At 37.4% G+C, this 19,436-nt stretch carries 20 protein-coding genes; 3 read left to right on the forward strand and 17 right to left on the reverse strand.

Annotated elements, in window-relative coordinates:
• Positions 1-32 precede the first annotated feature (32 nt).
• The 3 genes from ACTND6_RS02815 to ACTND6_RS02825 are packed head-to-tail and all read left to right on the forward strand — an operon-like array spanning position 33 to position 2,727.
• Positions 33-908, forward strand: a complete 876-nt coding sequence (locus ACTND6_RS02815; RefSeq protein ID WP_441021861.1) for a class I SAM-dependent methyltransferase — start codon at positions 33-35, stop codon at positions 906-908.
• Complete coding sequence (locus tag ACTND6_RS02820; protein ID WP_441021863.1) at positions 905-1,618, forward strand: RluA family pseudouridine synthase; 714 nt, start codon at positions 905-907, stop codon at positions 1,616-1,618. Before ACTND6_RS02815 ends, ACTND6_RS02820 begins: the two co-directional genes overlap by 4 nt.
• Entirely contained in the window at positions 1,567-2,727 is a 1,161-nt protein-coding gene (locus tag ACTND6_RS02825; protein WP_441021865.1) for a M15 family metallopeptidase, read from the forward strand. The genes ACTND6_RS02820 and ACTND6_RS02825 overlap by 52 nt, the downstream gene beginning before the upstream one ends.
• A gap of 244 nt (positions 2,728-2,971) precedes the next feature.
• On the opposite strand, the gene fucO is transcribed toward ACTND6_RS02825, so the two are convergent.
• The 17 genes from fucO to ACTND6_RS02910 form a co-directional block, all read right to left on the reverse strand.
• Positions 2,972-4,117: a lactaldehyde reductase gene (gene fucO / locus ACTND6_RS02830; RefSeq protein WP_441021867.1), complete on the reverse strand. Its 1,146-nt coding sequence runs from the start codon at positions 4,115-4,117 to the stop codon at positions 2,972-2,974.
• Positions 4,118-4,204: 87 nt separating this feature from the next.
• Positions 4,205-5,026 carry a SagB/ThcOx family dehydrogenase gene (locus ACTND6_RS02835; RefSeq protein ID WP_441021869.1) on the reverse strand — a complete coding sequence of 274 codons (822 nt, stop codon included), beginning with the start codon at positions 5,024-5,026 and terminating at the stop codon, positions 4,205-4,207.
• Positions 5,023-5,391 (reverse strand): RidA family protein, encoded by a 369-nt coding sequence (locus ACTND6_RS02840; RefSeq protein ID WP_441021871.1) that lies wholly within the window; start codon positions 5,389-5,391, stop codon positions 5,023-5,025. Before ACTND6_RS02840 ends, ACTND6_RS02835 begins: the two co-directional genes overlap by 4 nt.
• Before the next feature lie 11 nt (positions 5,392-5,402).
• The gene (locus ACTND6_RS02845) at positions 5,403-6,755 is read right to left on the reverse strand and encodes a M24 family metallopeptidase (RefSeq protein ID WP_441021873.1); all 1,353 of its coding nucleotides are present in this window, start codon (positions 6,753-6,755) and stop codon (positions 5,403-5,405) included.
• Positions 6,752-7,990, reverse strand: coding sequence for an aminopeptidase (locus tag ACTND6_RS02850; RefSeq protein ID WP_441021875.1), 1,239 nt, complete (start codon positions 7,988-7,990; stop codon positions 6,752-6,754). The genes ACTND6_RS02845 and ACTND6_RS02850 overlap by 4 nt, the downstream gene beginning before the upstream one ends.
• A gap of 1 nt (position 7,991) precedes the next feature.
• A complete protein-coding gene (locus tag ACTND6_RS02855) occupies positions 7,992-8,564 on the reverse strand; it encodes a GTPase (protein ID WP_178176881.1) in 573 nt (190 codons plus the stop codon).
• Positions 8,565-8,568: 4 nt separating this feature from the next.
• Entirely contained in the window at positions 8,569-10,020 is a 1,452-nt protein-coding gene (gene pepD, locus ACTND6_RS02860) for a beta-Ala-His dipeptidase (RefSeq protein ID WP_441021877.1), read from the reverse strand.
• A 58-nt stretch (positions 10,021-10,078) separates the two neighbouring features.
• The gene (locus ACTND6_RS02865) at positions 10,079-11,713 is read right to left on the reverse strand and encodes an ABC transporter substrate-binding protein (RefSeq protein WP_320100485.1); all 1,635 of its coding nucleotides are present in this window, start codon (positions 11,711-11,713) and stop codon (positions 10,079-10,081) included.
• A 12-nt stretch (positions 11,714-11,725) separates the two neighbouring features.
• Positions 11,726-12,700: an ABC transporter ATP-binding protein gene (locus ACTND6_RS02870; RefSeq protein WP_441021880.1), complete on the reverse strand. Its 975-nt coding sequence runs from the start codon at positions 12,698-12,700 to the stop codon at positions 11,726-11,728.
• The gene (locus ACTND6_RS02875) at positions 12,693-13,697 is read right to left on the reverse strand and encodes an oligopeptide/dipeptide ABC transporter ATP-binding protein (RefSeq protein ID WP_178176877.1); all 1,005 of its coding nucleotides are present in this window, start codon (positions 13,695-13,697) and stop codon (positions 12,693-12,695) included. Before ACTND6_RS02875 ends, ACTND6_RS02870 begins: the two co-directional genes overlap by 8 nt.
• Before the next feature lie 12 nt (positions 13,698-13,709).
• Positions 13,710-14,627, reverse strand: a complete 918-nt coding sequence (locus tag ACTND6_RS02880) for an ABC transporter permease (RefSeq protein ID WP_441021882.1) — start codon at positions 14,625-14,627, stop codon at positions 13,710-13,712.
• An 11-nt stretch (positions 14,628-14,638) separates the two neighbouring features.
• Positions 14,639-15,562 carry an ABC transporter permease gene (locus ACTND6_RS02885; RefSeq protein ID WP_441021884.1) on the reverse strand — a complete coding sequence of 308 codons (924 nt, stop codon included), beginning with the start codon at positions 15,560-15,562 and terminating at the stop codon, positions 14,639-14,641.
• A 177-nt stretch (positions 15,563-15,739) separates the two neighbouring features.
• The gene (locus tag ACTND6_RS02890; protein ID WP_441021886.1) at positions 15,740-16,303 is read right to left on the reverse strand and encodes a TetR/AcrR family transcriptional regulator C-terminal domain-containing protein; all 564 of its coding nucleotides are present in this window, start codon (positions 16,301-16,303) and stop codon (positions 15,740-15,742) included.
• Between the two features lie 29 nt (positions 16,304-16,332).
• The gene (locus tag ACTND6_RS02895) at positions 16,333-17,319 is read right to left on the reverse strand and encodes a dipeptidase (RefSeq protein ID WP_441021888.1); all 987 of its coding nucleotides are present in this window, start codon (positions 17,317-17,319) and stop codon (positions 16,333-16,335) included.
• Positions 17,320-17,399: 80 nt separating this feature from the next.
• Positions 17,400-17,849: a ribose 5-phosphate isomerase B gene (rpiB, locus tag ACTND6_RS02900; protein WP_178176872.1), complete on the reverse strand. Its 450-nt coding sequence runs from the start codon at positions 17,847-17,849 to the stop codon at positions 17,400-17,402.
• Positions 17,846-18,604 (reverse strand): prolipoprotein diacylglyceryl transferase, encoded by a 759-nt coding sequence (locus ACTND6_RS02905; RefSeq protein ID WP_441021890.1) that lies wholly within the window; start codon positions 18,602-18,604, stop codon positions 17,846-17,848. The genes rpiB and ACTND6_RS02905 overlap by 4 nt, the downstream gene beginning before the upstream one ends.
• Positions 18,605-18,705: 101 nt before the next feature.
• Positions 18,706-19,359, reverse strand: coding sequence for a DUF308 domain-containing protein (locus tag ACTND6_RS02910; RefSeq protein ID WP_441021892.1), 654 nt, complete (start codon positions 19,357-19,359; stop codon positions 18,706-18,708).
• Positions 19,360-19,436: the final 77 nt, after the last annotated feature.

Here is a 19,436-nt window from a genome sequence, read left to right on the forward strand (position 1 = left end):
CACATGTTATAATAGGCACGAGGTAAAAAAACATGATTTTAAAAGCTGATCAATGGAAAGATTATTCCTGCCTGGATGCAGGAAATGGAGAAAAGTTAGAACAATGGAAAGGTGTCATTTTAAGACGTCCTGATCCACAAGCTATCTGGCCAATGCATGAAAATAAACAATGGAAGAATGCAGATGCAATCTACCATAGAAGTAATAAAGGTGGAGGAAGCTGGGAATACAGAAAGAAGCTTCCAGAATCCTGGACAATCGACTATCGTAATTTAACATTCAAAGTATCTCCTACAGGATTCAAACACACAGGAATCTTCCCTGAACAGGCAGTCAACTGGGATTGGATGTATGATTTGATTTCTGCACACAAAGATGAAGAAATCCGTGTATTAAATCTATTCGGCTATACAGGATGCGCAACAATGGCATGCAGCGCAGCTGGTGCACAGGAAGTTGTTCACGTAGATGCGTCTAAAGGTATGGTACAGTGGGCAAAAGAAAATCGAGACCTATCACACCTTGAACATAACAAGATTCGTTTTATTGTTGATGACTGTTTGAAATTTGTTGAAAGAGAAAAAAGAAGAGGTCACACATACCATGGTATTTTAATGGATCCACCAAGTTACGGCAGAGGTCCAAATGGTGAAATGTGGAAATTTGAAAAAGAAATCACAGGATTAATCAAGTCCTGTCTGGAAATTCTTGATGAAAACGCTCTGTTCTTCTTAATCAATAGTTATACTACAGGATTTTCTTCCATTGTTTTAGAAGATCTGATGAAAACAATGATCCTGCCAGAACATCCAGAAGGCACTGTATCTTGTGGTGAAGTTGCAATCCCACTCCAGAATAGAGATCTATTACTGCCTTGTGGCATTTATGGAAGATGGGAAAGAAAATGATCCACGTACTTTATGAAGATAATCATGTACTTGTGGTAGAAAAACCTGTCAATATTCCTGTACAGGAAGACAGTTCTCACGACCTTGATCTATTAACGATGTGCAAACAATATATCAAAGAAACTTACAATAAACCTGGAAATGTATATCTAGGTCTGGTGCATCGCTTAGACCGTCCAGTGGGTGGCGTAATGATTTTCGCAAAAACATCCAAAGCTGCCTCTAGACTCAGTGATCAAGTACGTACACATACATTCAAAAAAGAATATCTTGCAGTATTGGATGGTACTCCAAAGAAGAAACAAGGCACGCTTGTTGACTATCTCAAAAAAGACACAAAAAACAACCGTGTCACTGTCACAAATGAAAAAGAAGGAAAAAAATCCATTCTGCACTATGATGTACTAGAAACAAAACAGAACAGGACACTTGTACATATCACATTAGAAACAGGCAGAAGCCATCAGATTCGTGTACAGTTCTCTTCTAGAAATCTGCCGCTTGTATATGATCAAAGATACAACCCACATACAAAAAAAGGACAGATTGCATTGTATGCATATCAGTTAACATTTATTCATCCAACACAAAAAGAGCCAATGACCATTTCATGTCTTCCTCCAAAAAAAGATCCATGGAATCTCTTTGAGGTAGAACAATGCCTAAAAAACACAGAAGAAAAAGACACATCAGAAAAAGTCTGCTTGTAGTTCTTGTATTAGTAATTGCCTGCGGTGTTCTAGCATTTCAGGTTCCAAAGATTACAAGTGAAGCAAAGCTGAAAGATCTTGGATATTCCAAAGAAGCAATCAAATACATTCAAAAAACAGACTATGCATCTGATATCATTCAAAATCAGTATTATTCTAAATACATGGAACAATGTATTCTAGATGGTTCTTTACAGGAAGAATACCTGCCACTCTATGCCGCAATCAAAACAGATCGTACATTAACAGATACAGATTTTCTTCTATACAATCGTTTGATGGATAAAGGATATGAAGTCGATCAGTTACAGAACCTGTTTAACAATCTGACATTCATTGAATTAACACCACTTCTGGTATTTGATTATCAATGGGATGAAAATCCATATATCCAGGATTGCAAGAATAACCGTGATCATAATAGTGAATCTTCATTTTCATTAAGTGATTCATACTATCAATTATATAAGCTTCAAAAAGAAATCCCTTCTCCACACGATACATCAGTTCTAGTAAACAGCACCTATGGTCTAACAAGTGATTTTGTACCAGACAATATTGTAGATATCAATACACAATATGCCGTCAGTGGTGTACAGCTTGTACAAGAATGCGCAGATGCATTTATTGCATTCGCTCAGGCATCTCAAGAGGCAGGTCATTACTTCTTCGCTACTGTTGGATATCGTGAATATGCGATTCAGGAAAGTGCCTATAACAGCTTTCTAACAAGAATGTCCCAGTCAGAAGCTGATAAAAACAGTATTCGTCCAGGACACTCAGAACACCAGACAGGTCTAGCAGTGAATGTAGCCGCAACATACGAAACAAACGTTGCATTTTCAGAAACAGAAACATACAAATGGATGGTTGAGAATTGCACATCCTATGGATTCATTCAAAGATACGCCAATGAAAAATCATCCATCACTGGTGTAAAAGATGAGCTTGAACATTTCCGCTATGTCGGAAAAGAGCTCGCAAAAAAGATTACAGAATCCCATTTAACATATGATGAATACTATATGTTATATCTAGCAGACTGGGATGAAAAAAGCAGTATTCCATCAAAAAAGATCTTAAAGAACATACCTGACTATGTTCAATAAGGTCTTTTTTTCAGCAGCATCAACATGTGTAAATCTAATGAAGTTTTCAAAAAAGAACCACAGAAAACACTATTATCAATGAAGCAGAAAATTTTTTGCATCTAATAATTGATTTCTTCAATATTGTTGACATGAAGAAGGATGATCTTTTCATTTATTCAATTTCTTGAAATCATCATTTTGCTTATAGTACCCAGATTTAACAAAAAAACACCTCAACCATTGGCTGAAGTGCTTATAAGAATTACATTAATTGACGGAACATTTCAAGAACTTGTTCTTTTGTAGCTTCTCTTGGGTTACCAGGATAGCAAGCATCATGTAATGCATCGATAGATAACTGTTCAAGATCTTCTTCCTTGATTCTATCATTCTTAGGGTTGATACCTACATCACTAGATAACTGCTTCACTGCGTTGATTGCTGCATCTCTATATTCTTCCTGAGACATTGCATCAACACCTTCAACACCCATAGCACGAGCAATTTCTCTGTACTTTTCACCTGTGTAGTCTCTATTGAATTCCATAGAAATTGGAAGTAAAGAAGCACAGGCAACACCATGAGGTGTGTCATAGTAAGCACTTAATGTATGTGCCATTGCATGGTCAATACCAAGACCAACGTTAGAGAAGCCCATACCTGCAATGTACTGACCAAGAGCCATACCTTCTCTGCCTTCTTTTTCATTAGCAACTGCACTTCTTAAATACTTAGAAATTAAACGGATAGCTTCCAGGTGGAACATATCTGTCATTTCCCATGCGCCCTTTGTTGTGTAGCCTTCAATCGCATGAGTCAATGCATCCATGCCAGTAGCAGCTGTTAAGCCCTTAGGCATAGAAGACATCATTTCAGGATCAACTACTGCAACGATAGGCATGTCGTGTGTATCTACACATACGAACTTTCTCTTCTTTTCAATATCTGTAATAACATAGTTGATTGTTACTTCAGCAGCTGTACCAGCTGTTGTAGGAACAGCAATGATAGGAACACATGGGTTCTTTGTTGGAGCAACACCTTCTAATGATCTAACATCTTCATATTCTGGGTTTGTAATGATAATACCAATTGCCTTAGATGTATCCATACTGGATCCACCACCAATCGCAACAATAACATCAGCACCACTGTTCTTGAATGCTTCTACACCAGTCTGTACGTTTTCAATTGTTGGGTTTGGTTTAATGTTACTGTAAAGTTCCCAAGGAATATTTTCCTTATCCAGAATATCTGTAACCTTTCCTGTAACACCGAACTTCACGAGATCTGGGTCAGAAGCAACAAATGCCTTCTTGAATCCATGTGCCTTGATTTCTGTAGCGATTTCGTTGATTGCACCTGCACCATGATAAGATGTAGGATTTAATGAGATTTTGTTTGCCATTTTGTAAACACTCCTTTATATGCTTTCAGTTTAAATCTTGTGAAAACAAAAACAAGTTACACCTTCGCAAAAGTGTAACTTAATAACTTATAATCCTTGTTCATTCACAAAAGCATAGAAGTCTTTTTCCTGCTGTGCATCATTTTTGGATACTGTTCCAACAGGCATTGCATACATGATAAATTCTTCTTCTCCATCAAGACCAAAAGCTTCATCACTTACTTTACCATTGACAGCACCGATCGCACATCCACCAAGTCCAATACTTGTACATGCAAGATACAGATTTTCAGTAATATGACCAGCATCACACATAACCATACGGTGTGCATAGATACCATATCTCCACTCTGCACGATAACATACAAAACTGTAATAAAATACAATATTTGCTTTACAAGCCCAGTCTTGTTTCTGCAAAGAAACAGAAATAAAGTCATGCAGATCATTATCTTCTTTTAACATTTCAATCTGATGATGCATTGGAAGATAATGATAATAACCATCTTTCAAGCCATCCACATTCTGAATGACCATATAACATTCAAATTCATGTCTTGCACCACCACAAGGAACTGTTCTAAGCGTTGCATAAGATTTGCCACGAATTTCCTTTACACCCTGTGTACACCATAACAAATATGACAATTCCAATAATGACATTTTCTGTTGTGTATATACACGATGTGATTGTCTTGTATTAATCACATGCAGGAAATCATTATCAATTGTTAAATGTTCAAAGTCAGTTGGCAAAGCAATGATATTAGATGTCATTGCTTCCTTGACTAAAGGTGGCTGTGGTTTTTTCAGATCCTGATCTGACTGATAGTCTGTTTCTTCTTCAACTAGAGGTTTCAAAGAGTTTCTGCCTTCTCGCATTCTTCTTTCAATTTCTTCTTGATTCATAGTTCTGCCACTGCTTCAATTTCACAAAGCAGTCCCTTTGGCAAAGTCTTCACAGCGACACAGCTTCTTGCTGGTTTAGATGTAAAATACTTTGCATATACTTCATTAAATGCCGCAAAATCAGCCATATCACTTAAGAAGCAAGTTGTTTTGATTACTCTAGAAGCATCACAACCCGCTTCACTCAAAATAGCCATAACATTTTTGCAAGACCATTCAGCCTGTGCCTGAATACCTTCAGGAGCTTCCCCATTGCCTGGATCTACGCCCAGCTGTCCAGATGTGATCAAAAATCCATTTGCGATATATCCTTGTGCATAAGGACCAATAGCGGCAGGCGCATTTTTTGTTACGATTTCTTTCATTTTCATTTACCTCATTTAATTAAGTGGAAATTTGTCTGCCTTCCTGCTAAGAAGTATTTCTTTCCATCTCTTAACATGATATCAGATTCCATACTGAAGATTTGCTTTTTTCCAAAGAATTCTACCGCAGCATTCAATTCCAGAGAATAGCATGTCGCATCATGAATGATATAGTCACCTTCATGTTCTACACCATCTTGATGATCCCATAGTCCAATCGTTGGCCCAGCAGCATGTCCATCAAATCCAAGTGGATGAGAATAGATGCATGGTTCGATTCCTTGCTTCAGTGCTTCTTCTCTTGCTTCTTTCAAGACTGCATTGCCACTTTTTCCTGCTTCAAATTTATCAAGTGTAATATCCTGCAGGCGATTGACTGTAGCCATAGCATCTTTCAATTCCTGTGGCGCATCCACTTCTCCATTCTTTAAGATATATGCCATCTCTTGTGTATCTGTACAAAGACCCAGATAGCGAAAACCAATATCACAATGTAATACATCTCCAGGCTGAATGATATCTTCTCCTTCAATATCTGCATCTTTTCGAATAATAGAAGTTTCAAAATCAAACCATGGATCCAGTCCAAGACTTCTTGCTTTTTTCATCATCCAGAATCTCACATCATCATTTGTTGTGACGCCAGGATGAATCACTTTAGAAGAATATGCTTCTTTGATCAATGCATGCGCCATCTGTACGATACCATTGTATGCATTCATTTCTTCATCAATTCTTGTTTCCAGCCACCCAATACAAAGCGGTTCTGCAGAAACAACTTTATTACGATCTTCTTCATATAAAGCATTCATTACTTTTAAATACAGACTATGTGACAAACCATCTGCATACGCGTCATATTCTGAATAATCCAAGCCAATTTTCTTTGGCTGCATTTCATGAATAACTCTGCCTAGACATTCCCATTGCGTTTCTGGTGTTCCACTCACTTTTACACCTTTTTTATTTTCCAGGAAATATTTATCATTTCCCCATACCGCATCCTTCGGATTCAGCCAGCAAGGTGTATAAAGATGAGCAATATCCGGTACAGGATGTGTTAAAGAAAATCTTTCTACACTGCCATCTTTCTTCAAATGCATAATTAAGATCGTCAATCTTCTCGCAGAAATCATCAACGCTGGCGATAATGTACGGAATACAGGATCCTCATTATGTTCATTATTACAGATGATCCATGTATCAATACCACTTCTTTGCATAATCATTGGCAGTACTGTATCCAGTCTTTTTACAAGCCAGCGATCAATGATTTCACATTGTTTCCGATACGATACAACCTTTTCTTTTAATGTATCAAAAGAAGGAATATCCATTAAAAAATCTTCGTTTGATATGTTCATAGTACAAAATCTCCATCATCCATAATAACAACTGTTTTTCCATCATGTGTAATGCCTTCCACATGATAATGTTCTGTACCAACCATAAAATCATGATGGCAGCTCGCAACATTCACACCATGTTTTAATAGCTCTCCTTCATCCATATCTGTTCCATTCTCAATATTTGTAGGAAAACTAGAACCAAACGCCAAATGAGAAGCTGCATTTTCATCAATCAAGCCATTATAGAATAATCTTCCAATCTTATTGATTGGTGATTTCTTAGAAACAAGTGCAATTTCACCAAGTCTTCTGCTCCGATCATCATGAAACAAAGCATCTTTCAAAAACTCAACGTTTTCTTTTGCACCACAATCAACAGCTATTCCATTCTCAAAGCGAATCCAGAAATCTTTCACAAGCTTTCCATTGATCATCAATGGTTTAGAAGCATATGCAATTCCATCCACATGATCACGATGCGGATCCGTAAAGATTTCTTCTGTTGGCATATTCGCAATATATTTTGCTTTCACTTTAGCTTCACCCATATCTGCAGCAGAACACCAGATATGATTTTCAACAAGCTGCACTGTTAGATCAGTACCAAGTTCACTTGCTAAATGCAGAGATTGAAACTGATATTGATTCAATACATCACCAACTTTTCTAAGACGATCACAATGATCATCCCACGCTTTCAAAGGATCATCCTGATCAATGCGCATCATGCATGCAATATCTTTTTCAAGCTGTGCCATTGCATCACTTTCACTCATTTCAGGATAAACAGTATTTGCCCACTCCTGCGTTGGATAGGCTGTACCTGTCCATTGCAGCGTACCATCATGGATATATTTTCGAACGACATTTCTCACTTCATTTCCAGCATAGGCAAGTGCCATAGCATTTTCATCGCTGACGCCATCCATCAAGCCAGGATATGTACCCATCAAGCCAATCTGCACACAATCATTTCTCAAAAAATAATCCAGTTCTTCTTTTTCAAAATCATATACAACAGAGCATTGTTCCTGAGACAAATATTTTCCACGCAATTTCTTGATCACAGGATCAGAAATAGAAACATGCACATCCTTCGCACCCTTCAACAATGCTTTTTCACAAATGATACGCGCAAGAGGCAATGTATCAATACAGCACTGCAAAAGCAGATACTGTCCTTTTTGGATGTTTACTCCCTTTTCAATTAAAACATCCGCATATTTTTCTAACAATTCTTTAGAATACATATCAGGCATCCTTATGTAATTCTTTCAAAATCATATCTTTCACTGCCTGATATGTCTTATCCGCATCTTCACTCTTCACAACATTCTGGAATAATGGAGCCAGTTCCATATCCATTTTTGCCTTATTGATACGACGCGTTGCACTTGCTTCATCATCCTGATAGATTTCATGAATTGTACTCTCTAATTCATCAATGGATGCTGGAGTAATAAAGATTGCAAGTGCCTCAGGTAATTCCAGCTTGATTGGGCCAACACCTTGCGCTTCTACTGTAATCAGCACATTTTTTCCAGTATCTCTTAAAAATTCCACCTGATTTTTAGGTGTTCCATAATACCATCCATTAAATTCTGTATATTCAAGAAGATTATGATCCTTTACCGCCTGTGCAAAAGATGCAAAATCCACAAAATAGTAATCTTTTCCATCCACTTCCTTTTCTTTTTTAGGACGCGTTGTTAAAGAAACAGAATATACCAGATCTAAATCAGGATCATTTAACAAACGATTTGTCAGGTCATGTTTTCCTACAGAACATGCACCACTCAAAATTACAACTAAACCTTTTTTCATATTCTTACGCCTTCTTCTCTACATTTGCAATAATTGTTGTTAATAATGTATATGCTCTATCAAAGCTAGCTAAATCAAGAAATTCATCTGGTGTATGACAGCCATGAGAAACCGGTCCACATGTAATAATGTCCATACCACCATCCACCTGTGTAAATACAGCACATTCTAATCCACCATGTCCTGCATTCTCTTGCAGCTCTTTTCCATCATACAAAGAAGCAAATACCTTCTTGAATGTTTCTCTCATCTTTGAATCTGGATCATAGTTCCACGCTGGATATCTTGCCATTGTTTCTACGTTTCCACCTGTATAGGAAGCTAAACACCTGATATGATCCACATCATCATCAATTGCCTCTTCTAATGCACTGCGGATCGAAGAATTACAGATCACATTCTTTCCTTCCGTTTTTACAATTCCTAAGTTCAAGCTTGTTAATGTCAATCCTTCAATCGCCATCGAACGATGCTGAAAGCCATTGTCTACAAGATACAGATAATCAATGACATGCTTCGTGCTTGTCTGATCCATGCATTCATTACACGTTTTTACCCTTTCAAATACTGTTTGAAAGCCAGGATCAGAATGTTCAAATTCCACAGAGATTTTTTCTGTTTTCTCTTTCACGAGATCTTTCAAATAATCTGCATCATTCTCAGAAGCAAATACCGCAACAGATTCTCTAGAGATGGCATTATCTTTTGCACCGCCATTGAATGACACTAAAGAAACATCCACACCATCATTCATCATTTCTTTTAAAATTCTTGCGACTAGCTTATTCGCATTTCCTTTTTCCTTATGGATTTCACCACCAGAATGACCACCTGTTAGTCCTGTCACCTTCAATTGATAACAAGGATTGCTTTGCTTTTGAAACGTACATGCAATTGTATTCACAGCCTGGATTCCGCCTGCAGAAGAAATTCCTGTTACAACTTCTCCACCGCCATCTAATGAAATCATACGATGAGAGTGCAGAAGAGATTTATCCATTGCCAAAGCACCGCAAAGACCAACTTCTTCCTGTACTGTAAAAACACATTCCAGCGGTGGATGCTTCAAAGAATCATCCGCTAGAATTGCAAGCATCTGCGCAACACCCATGCCATCATCAGCACCAAGTGTTGTACCTTTTGCACGCAGTCTTCCTTCTTCATCCACATAGGTTTCAATTGGCTGTGTCTCAAAATCAAAATCCAGTCCCGCAACAGCTTCACAAACCATATCTAAGTGTCCCTGCAGCATCACAGGATCATAATCACGATACCCATCAGATGCATCTTTATAGATCACCACATTCCACATAGCATCCTGTACATATCTCAAATGATGTTCTTTCGCAAAAGAAACAACATAATCACTGATTGCCTTTTCATGACAGGAACCATGAGGAATCTTACAAATTTCATTAAAGTAATAACAATACGGTTTTGTTAAATCAAATTCCATAAACATTTCCCCTTCTATGAGAATAACCAGGCTCCACATGAAGCCTGGTTAATATCAATTAAGATAATTTTACGTATGTCAGATCAGCAGATCCCTGAGGTGTAAATTCAATACCTGTGATACCTGGCTTTAACAGATAGAATGAACCATACTGGAATAAAGGAATGTTGTAGTTCATATCCTTGATGAAGTAAGATTCAGCTTCATGTAATAGCTTGTAACGTTCATCATGATCTGTTGTTGTTTCAGCCTTGTTTACAAGTTCATCATAGTGTTCATCACTTGTAATCTTTGTAGACTGTGTATTATAGAGCCATAGGTTCATATAGTTAGAAACATCCATATAGTCTGCAGAATATGCATTTCTTGCAGCCTGGAAGTTACCAGATGTACGATCATCGAAGAATGTTCTGATTTCACCAGACTTCAATGTAACCTTAACATTGATCTTAGCTAATTGCTGCTGAAGAACCTGTGCAACTGTTGAATGTACTGTTGTATCGTTGTAGTAGTATTCAAGTTCAAGTGGGTTAGATTCTGTGTAACCCTTGCTTTCCATGATCTTCTTAGCATCGTCTAGATCTTCTGTAATGAGATCTCCACCTTCTTCACGGAAGTCACTGCCTTCTGTACTTCCAGGAAGTCCCTTTGGAACGAAGCCATAAAGTGGAACATAAAGATCACCAGCATCTAAAGCTGCACACATTTCCTTACGGTTAACAGCTTCAGAAAGGGCCTTACGAACATCCTTATCCTTAAGTGCTTCACACGTTGTTACGTCATCTGTATTCAATTCAACGTAGTAGTTAATAACACCACCTGGCATTACAAGATCGTCCTGACCTTCATACTGCTTGATGACAGAAGTATCCAGACTCTTTGCGAAATCAACTTCACCATTCTGATAAGCCATGAGCTGTGCAGAAGTATCTGTAATTACCTTATAGTCGATTTCTTCTGTAGTAACCTTGTCTGCGTTGTAGAAGTTATCATTTTTGACAAGTACAACTTCTGTAGAACGGTCAATAGATTTTAGCTTATATGGCCCAGATACTGGAGCATCTACATCATCAGCCCACTTATAATCATGTTCTGTATAAACGCCTTCCTTTGCTGGAGAATATACGCCTAGAGATGTCAGGCATGGGAAATAATCACATGGTTTTTGGAGGGTGAACACTAGTGTATCGTCATCCGTAGCCTCAACACCCAAATCTGTCATATCACTTACAGCGTTACTTTCGTTGTACTTGTCACCATTTTTAAGGTATCCAGAAATGTAGATGTTAAATCCAGCATCTGCAACACTCAAACCAAGAGAACGCTTAACGCCATACTCGAAGTCTTTTGCTGTTAGATCTGAACCATCACTCCATTTCAAACCTTTCTTTAGATGGAATGTATATGTCAAGCCATCTTCACTGACATCATAGCTGTCAGCTGCAGCAGGTTCCATTTCACCAGAGCTAGTGAGACGGTAAAGTGTTACGGCTGTTAAAGATGTTACGCTGCCAGTAATTGAATCTGATGCAATTGCTGCATCAGGATAGTTAGATTCACCTTCCATAGCTACACGGAATACACCGCTATTTGAGCCAGAAGATGCTGTGGTGGAACCGGCTGGTGTGCTAGAGCAAGCTGCCATACCTAGAACCATTGTTGCGGTTAGAACTGATTTCAATACTTTGTTCATAATTTTTCCCCTTTACTTTTCATATAAGAAACATGCCACGCTGCGTTCACCGAGCTGAACTGGTTTTGGTGTCTCTTTTCTGCATCTTTCCGTTGCTCTAGGACATCTAGATGCAAATGGACAACCAGCTGGCGTGTTAATTGGTGAAGGAATTTCACCTTCCAAAACAATTCTCTGTTTTGCTTTTGCGACGTCTGGATCTGGGATTGGAATCGCAGATAAGAGCGCCTGTGTATATGGATGCAGTGGTGTATGATATACAACATCACTTGGACCACACTCAACAATATGACCAAGATACATAACACCAATACGATCGGAAATATGTTTTACCATGCCTAGATCATGTGCGATGAAAATATAGGAAATACCCATTTCTTTTTGAATGTGTTTCAATAAGTTGATAACCTGTGCCTGAATAGAAGCATCCAATGCACTGATAGGTTCATCACACACAATGAATTTAGGATTCACCGCAAGAGCTCTTGCGATACCAATACGCTGTCTTTGACCACCTGAGAACTCTGCAGGATATCTTCGAATATGATCAGGTTTTAAAGAAACAATATCTAGAAGTTCTCTGACTCTTGCTTCTCTTTCTTCATCCGTATCATAAATATTGAAGATTTTCATTGGTTCCTTGATAATTTCACCAACAGTCATTCTTGGGTTTAAGGATGCATATGGATCCTGGAAGATCATCTGCATATCTTTGCGATATGCTTTCAATTCTTTTCCTTTGATCTTAGAAATATCTTTTCCTTCAAATTCAATGGATCCATCTGTAGGTTCATATAGCTTTACGATTGTTCTGCCAAGTGTACTCTTTCCACATCCAGATTCACCTACAAGACCAAACGTTTCATTTTTATATACTTCAAAACTTACATCATCCACTGCTTTAACAATCTGTTTCTTCGCAAACACTCCTTTTGTTACGTCGAAGTAAGTTTTTAAATGATCAACCTTTAAAATTGTTTCACTCATGACTTGCCTCCTTTGCTTGAATCAGCCAGCACGCACATTGATGTGTTGGTGAAAATGTTGTTGTTTCAGGCAGCTGTTCTTTACAGATTTTCATTGCATGTTGACATCTAGCATAGAATGGACAGCCAACAGGTGGTTTCAATAAATCTGGCGGTGTACCAGGAATTGGCTGCAGATCTTCATCAGAATCATCTTCTGGATTTGTAATACAGCTTAATAAACCTTGTGTATATGGATGTTTAGATTCGTAGAAAATTTCTCGATCTGTTCCGATTTCTACAATCTTTCCACCATACATAATCGCTACACGATCACAAAGTTTTGCCACGACACCTAAGTCATGTGTGATCATGATAATGGAAGAATCACTTTCTTCTTTTAAAGAATTAATGAGTTCCAGTACCTGTGCTTGAATTGTTACATCCAATGCAGTTGTTGGTTCATCCGCAATGATCAGTTTTGGATTACATGCAAGTGCAATCGCAATGATGATTCTTTGTCTCATACCACCTGAGAACTCAAATGGATATTGATTGATTCTCTTTTCAGCAGAAGGAATACCAACCTGTTTCATTAATTTGATTGCCATATCATAAGCTTCTTTTTTACTGACTTTCTTATGATTCATAATTGGTTCAATCAACTGTGTTCCAATTTTCAAAACTGGATTCAAGAATGTCATAGGATCCTGGAAAATCATCGCAACTGTATTTCCACGGATCTCATTCATCATCTTGTTATATTCTTTTTTGCTTTTGAATGATTCTGCACTGATATCTTTTCCATCAAAAGTTACTTTACCTTTGACTGGCAATGCATTTTCACTCAGCAATCCCATGATTGTATACATTGTCTGTGATTTACCAGAACCAGATTCACCAACGATTCCAAGCACTTCACCCTGATTTAATTCAAATGAAACTCCACGTACTGCGTGAACGATTCCTTGATCTGTCTTAAACTCTGTATGTAAGTCTTCTACTTTTAATAAGGACATCTTTCACACCTCCTAACGTTTTGCTTCTAATGCTTCGCCTACACCATCTCCAATAAAGTTCAAAGACAATGTAATTAATGCAATTGTGATAACTGGCCAGACAACCTGTAATGGCTGTGTATTGATCAACTGTCTAGCTTCATTGGCTAATGAACCTAAGGAACAAGCAGGTGGTTGAATACCAATACCGATAAAGCTCAATGAACTTTCTGTAAAGATTGCGGAAGGAATCATCATTGTAAGACAAACAATGATAGGTCCTAATGCATTGATAACTAAGTGTTTTAATAAGATTCTTAGATCTGAACATCCAATAACTTTCGCAGCCATCGCAAATTCCATTTCTTTCAAACTCATAACCTGTGCTCTTACCTGACGCGCCATTGTAATCCATGATGTCAAGGAAATTGCAAGCATCATTGAGAATACAGAGTTGCCAAATACCATCAAGATCATGATTGTATAAAGTAATGATGGAACTGAGTCGATGATATCTACGATTCTCATCATTGTCATATCCACTCTTCCCCCAAAGTATCCAGCACATCCACCATAAACAATTCCAATGCAGAGGTTGATTGCGGCAGATGTAAATCCAATGGCCAATGTAACTCTCATACCAGAACAGATTCTAACAAGGATATCTCTTCCAAGTTTATCTGTACCTAATAGATGCGTTGCAGATGGAAGTGCATTTGTATTTGCAAGATCTTGTCCATCATATGTATATTGAGAAAAAACTGGAACAAAGACTGCCAATAAGATCATGATGACAAGTACGACTAGTCCAAGAATTGCAAGTTTGTTGGAACAGAATCTTCTCCATGTATCCTGCAGGAAAGTTTTACTTTCCATTGCGATGGCTTCATCATTTTTTTCACTTTCATCTAGTTTTTCAAACATAGATGGATCATATTTCATTTCACTCATGATGTGCCTCCTTAACTCTTCACTTTGATACGTGGATCAACAATTGCGGCAACGATATCACTTGCAAGCTGCATCAGAATAACGATAGCTCCAAGGAAGATCGTTAATCCCATGATCATTGGATAGTCACGGTTTGTAACGGAACTTGTAAATTCTTTACCAATGCCAGGAATTGTAAATAGTGTTTCAACTACGAAGCTGCCAGTAACAAGACCTGCAAGTAATGGTCCACAATATGTAATAACTGGAAGCAATGCATTTCTTAATGCATGTTTGATAATGACTTTCACATCATCCGTACCTTTGCTTCGTGCAAGAATGATATAGTCTTTATTCATGACATCCTTCAAAGAAGAACGTGTCAATCTAGTTACCATTGCGATTGGGCCAATACTCAATGCAATCGTTGGAAGAACATAGCTTGCTGGAGTACTTAATCCAAGCAGTGGGAATATTTTCAGTTTTACACCTAAGAAGATCATCAATAAGATTGCAACGATGAAGCTCGGCAAGGAAACACCCAGCGTTGCCAAGAATGTAATGAATCCGTTGACCCATTTCTTCTTTGTCAATGCACCGACGATTCCAAGTGTAATACCTGCAACAACTGAGATAACGAATGCACATGCACCCAATCTGGCAGTCACAGGAGCTCTTTTTAGAATGATGTCTAATACAAGTTCACCTTTCTTTGAAATACTTTCACCAAAGTCCATGTGTAACAAATTCACCATGTATGTTGTGTATTGCTGGAATAAAGGCTTATCCAGATTATACTTTGCTTCCATTGCAGCATATTGCTCAGGTGTTAGATTCTTGTTATCTGCGCCAAATGGGCTTCCTGGAATTGCGTGCATCAAGAAGAATGTAATTGTCGCAAGAATGAACAGAGTCAATATACCAATGGCAAGTCGTTTTAAGATATATTTTCCCATGTGATTTCCCTCCTCATATAATCTGTCGTTACAAATTATGTTTTTAAGTTTATTACGTCATAGCAGTCATTGCAACAAGAAACAAACATTTTTCAGAAAAGTTTACACATATTCTTTGAAACAATTTTCATTAATTTTTCACACAAAAAAATAACTTCCTGGTTTTTCAGGAAGTTATTAATCTAAAATATTCAGCTTTTTAAACAATTGTGATAATGGATAAGGCATTGCTTCCACCATCAGATCTGCCAGTTCTTCTGCAGATCTAGCATGTTCTTTCATGATCCATTTCACTGTCATATAAACAGAAGAATGACAATACATTTCCAGCATATCCTGCATTTCCTGATTTGGATATGCACCACTTTTTTCATGAATCAGATTTTTATAGAAATCAAAAATCATTTCAAAATCATGATCTGTCAGATTATTCTGATCATCATAAGAAAACGCTGCACGAAAAAACAACTGTTCCTGTTGAATGTAACGGAATTTCAAAACAAGACTCTCACGAATTGTTGTACCTTTTCCCATCTGCTTGAATGATTCATTCAAGATACGATCAAAATACCAGTTGATTAAATCATATTTATCACTGAAGCAACGATAAAACGTCTGCCTTGAAAAGTTCCCTTGTTCACAGATCTTTCGAACAGTAATATCTTCTACTGTTGCTTTTTCCATGCATTCACGCATTGCATATGCTACTTTTAATTTTGTAATGTCATTTGTTTTTTCCATAAGCTAAGCTTATTTTATCAAATTAATTTTCATTTGAGTACTGCTTCATAAACGCGCAATACGTTTCTATAACAGATTTTTTCAATTTCTTCTTCTGTATAGCCTTCTTTTTCTAATGCATCACATAGCAAGTACATCTTGGAACACTCTTCCATTTCTTTTCTTGTAGAAATACCATCAAAGTCAGAACCAAGTCCAATATTATCAATACATCCAAGATCTCTAATATGATTAATGTGCTTCACAATGTTCATAACACTGCCATTATTATCATCACTGACAAAATCTTCACAATAATTCATACCCATGACACCACCATTCTTATGCAATGCCAGTATCATTTCATCACTCATGTTTCTAGCAACCCCACAAACACTTCTCGCATTGGAATGAGAAGCAACAATTGGCTTTGTGCTCAATGCAATCACATCCCAGAATCCTTTATCTCCCAAATGAGAAACATCCACAATAATACCTAAACGATTACATTCTTTGACATATTCTCTTCCAAATGGTGTTAGACCATCCGTTTCATTGATATGTCTTAACATGTCACCACGATCTTCATCTTTTCCAGGTGTAAAGTTGGGGAATGCAATACCATTTTCATAGTTCCATGTTAATGTAATCATTCTTACACCAAGACGATAAAAATCTCTTAAGATACGTAAATCATTATGTACAACTGCACCTTCTTCTAACGTCAGCATTGCATTCATAAATCCATCTTTACGATTCTTTTCAATGTCACCATAGCAATAGACTGGACGAATGATATCTTTGTTCCCGTCAATTTCTTCATAGTATTTGTCAATTGCACGCAATGCAAATTCCATTGGATCATCTACATGTCCAAGTGGAGTAAATACTGCAAAGTTCTGTAATAAATAATTTGCCTGTTTCATGCGATTCAGATCAATATGAAGATCATTTTCTCTTAAGCTGGATGATTTTCCTTGATCCGCATCTTTCAGTAATCTTGTGATCGTATCACAATGCATATCAATATAGTACATACGCTACCTCTTTTCTTTGTTTTTAATTATTCTCTTTTTTCATTTCTTGTAAAGAAAAAATCACTCCAGATGAAGTGATCTTACTTGAAATATTTATTTTCGATTTCAATTAACTGATTGACACGTCTTTCATGTCTGCCACCTTCAAATGGTGTCTCCATGAATACTTTTACAATCTGCTTAGCTGTTTCTGGTCCAATAACTCTTGCACCAAATGTAACTACATTTGCATTGTTGTGACGTCTAGAATATTCAGCACTGTATGGTTCTGAACAAGTACAAGCACGAATACCCTTTACCTTGTTGCAGGCAAGTCCAATACCTACACCTGTTCCACAGATTGCAACACCTCTATCAACTTCTCCATTTGCAACTGCTTCTGCTACTTTTTCACCATACACAGGATAATCAACAGAATCATCTGTGTCTGTTCCGAAGTTTACAACTTCGTAGCCAAGGCTTTCCAGATACTCCTTGACTTCATTTTTCATTGCGACTGCTGAATGGTCATTTGCGATACCGATTTTCATTGTTTCTCCTCTTTTCTTTGTCTGTTCCAAATCATATATGCACCAAGTACTACTACAAATAATGAAATAAATTGTGATGTTGAGAATGGCCCAATTCCACCACGAATCAGATCTCCTCTCAAAAATTCAATCAAGAATCTACCAACAGAATACAAGATCAGATACCATGCTCCCGTATCTTCTGGATGTTTTCCTTTTTTCAGGTTGTACATCAAAAATGCAAAAATCAAAAAATCTCCTGCACTGGATAATAACTGTGTTGGAATAATTTTCTGTGTTGTATTCCAGGCAAGTGACGTTGCTGGAAATTGTATACCATACCACGCATCTGTTACAGCACCGCCACAGCATCCCGCAAAGAAACAGCCAATTCTTCCAAATCCCTGTGCTAAAGAAACACATGGCATCAATACTTGAAAATAATCCATGAACTTCCACTTTTTCCATTTGCACCAGATCAAAGCTGCAAGCAAGCCTCCTAGGATTCCTCCATATACGACCCATCCTCCAGATCCAAGTACAGATAATGGATCACTCAAGAATTGATCAAATACAGTTAAACAATATGTCAGCTTGCTAAAAGCATATCCAATAACGATGACAAATATAATAAATGAATCAATATTTTCATAGTCCAGCTTATATTCTTTACATAGTTTTGCTGCCAGCCATGATGCTGCTAAGATACCAACCGCAATCATCACACCATATCCATGTACAGTAAGTGGACCTATGCTAAACCAGTCATTAAACATATAAATCCTCCGAGTTAATATTCTAGCATAAATTCCTCGCGGAAAGGAATTTATACATTATACATTCTTGTCATTTCGTGCATACAAAAAGGATAGCTATGCTACCCTTCCATATCTGAATCATTTGACTGTTCGTCTTCTTGTGGTTTTTCAACTGCTTCTACGTTGATTACATTGCTTTGTGCATCCTTGACAGCTCCTTCAAAGCGTTTCATAAACGCATTAAATTTACTTGCCAGAAAGAATTGAATAAACAGATCAGATGCTCCACTATAGATCAAACCACATCCAATAATGATAAATATGATGTTCTGTGTTGTTTCACCAGACAAGAAGAACATGACCACAATGCCAACAATAATAGATACAACACCTAATAATGCATATGTGAAAGAAGCATTGTATTTAATGCGTGCTGCAATCACAGCACGATGCAGCTTTACAAGTCCGCTTGTCACAATCAATAGACCAAGAACAAATGGTACAAGATCCATAATGAGATCTCTTTTCACAATGACTGCTAAACCAAATATGATTGTGATCAGTCCAACCACAAAATGATTGTTGTAGAGCGTCTCACGAATATCTGCCAGGAAATACGCGGTTAAAGAAACAATTCCATATACGATTGATGTAATTCCAACAATATACGAAATATATTTCGCACTGATATCTGGGAATATAACTAACAGTACACCTGCAACAACATATGCAAGTGCCATTAATACATCCGTCCATTTAATATGTTTCAGCATACAAATGTCCTCCTTCATTACTTATATTCTACACCACATCATTTTCAAACCAAACGTTCAAATGATAAGAATTGTTT

Origin of the sequence: Bulleidia sp. HCP3S3_C9, from assembly GCF_052064035.1 — a bacterium.
In the GTDB taxonomy this organism is placed as follows: domain Bacteria; phylum Bacillota_I; class Bacilli_A; order Erysipelotrichales; family Erysipelotrichaceae; genus Bulleidia.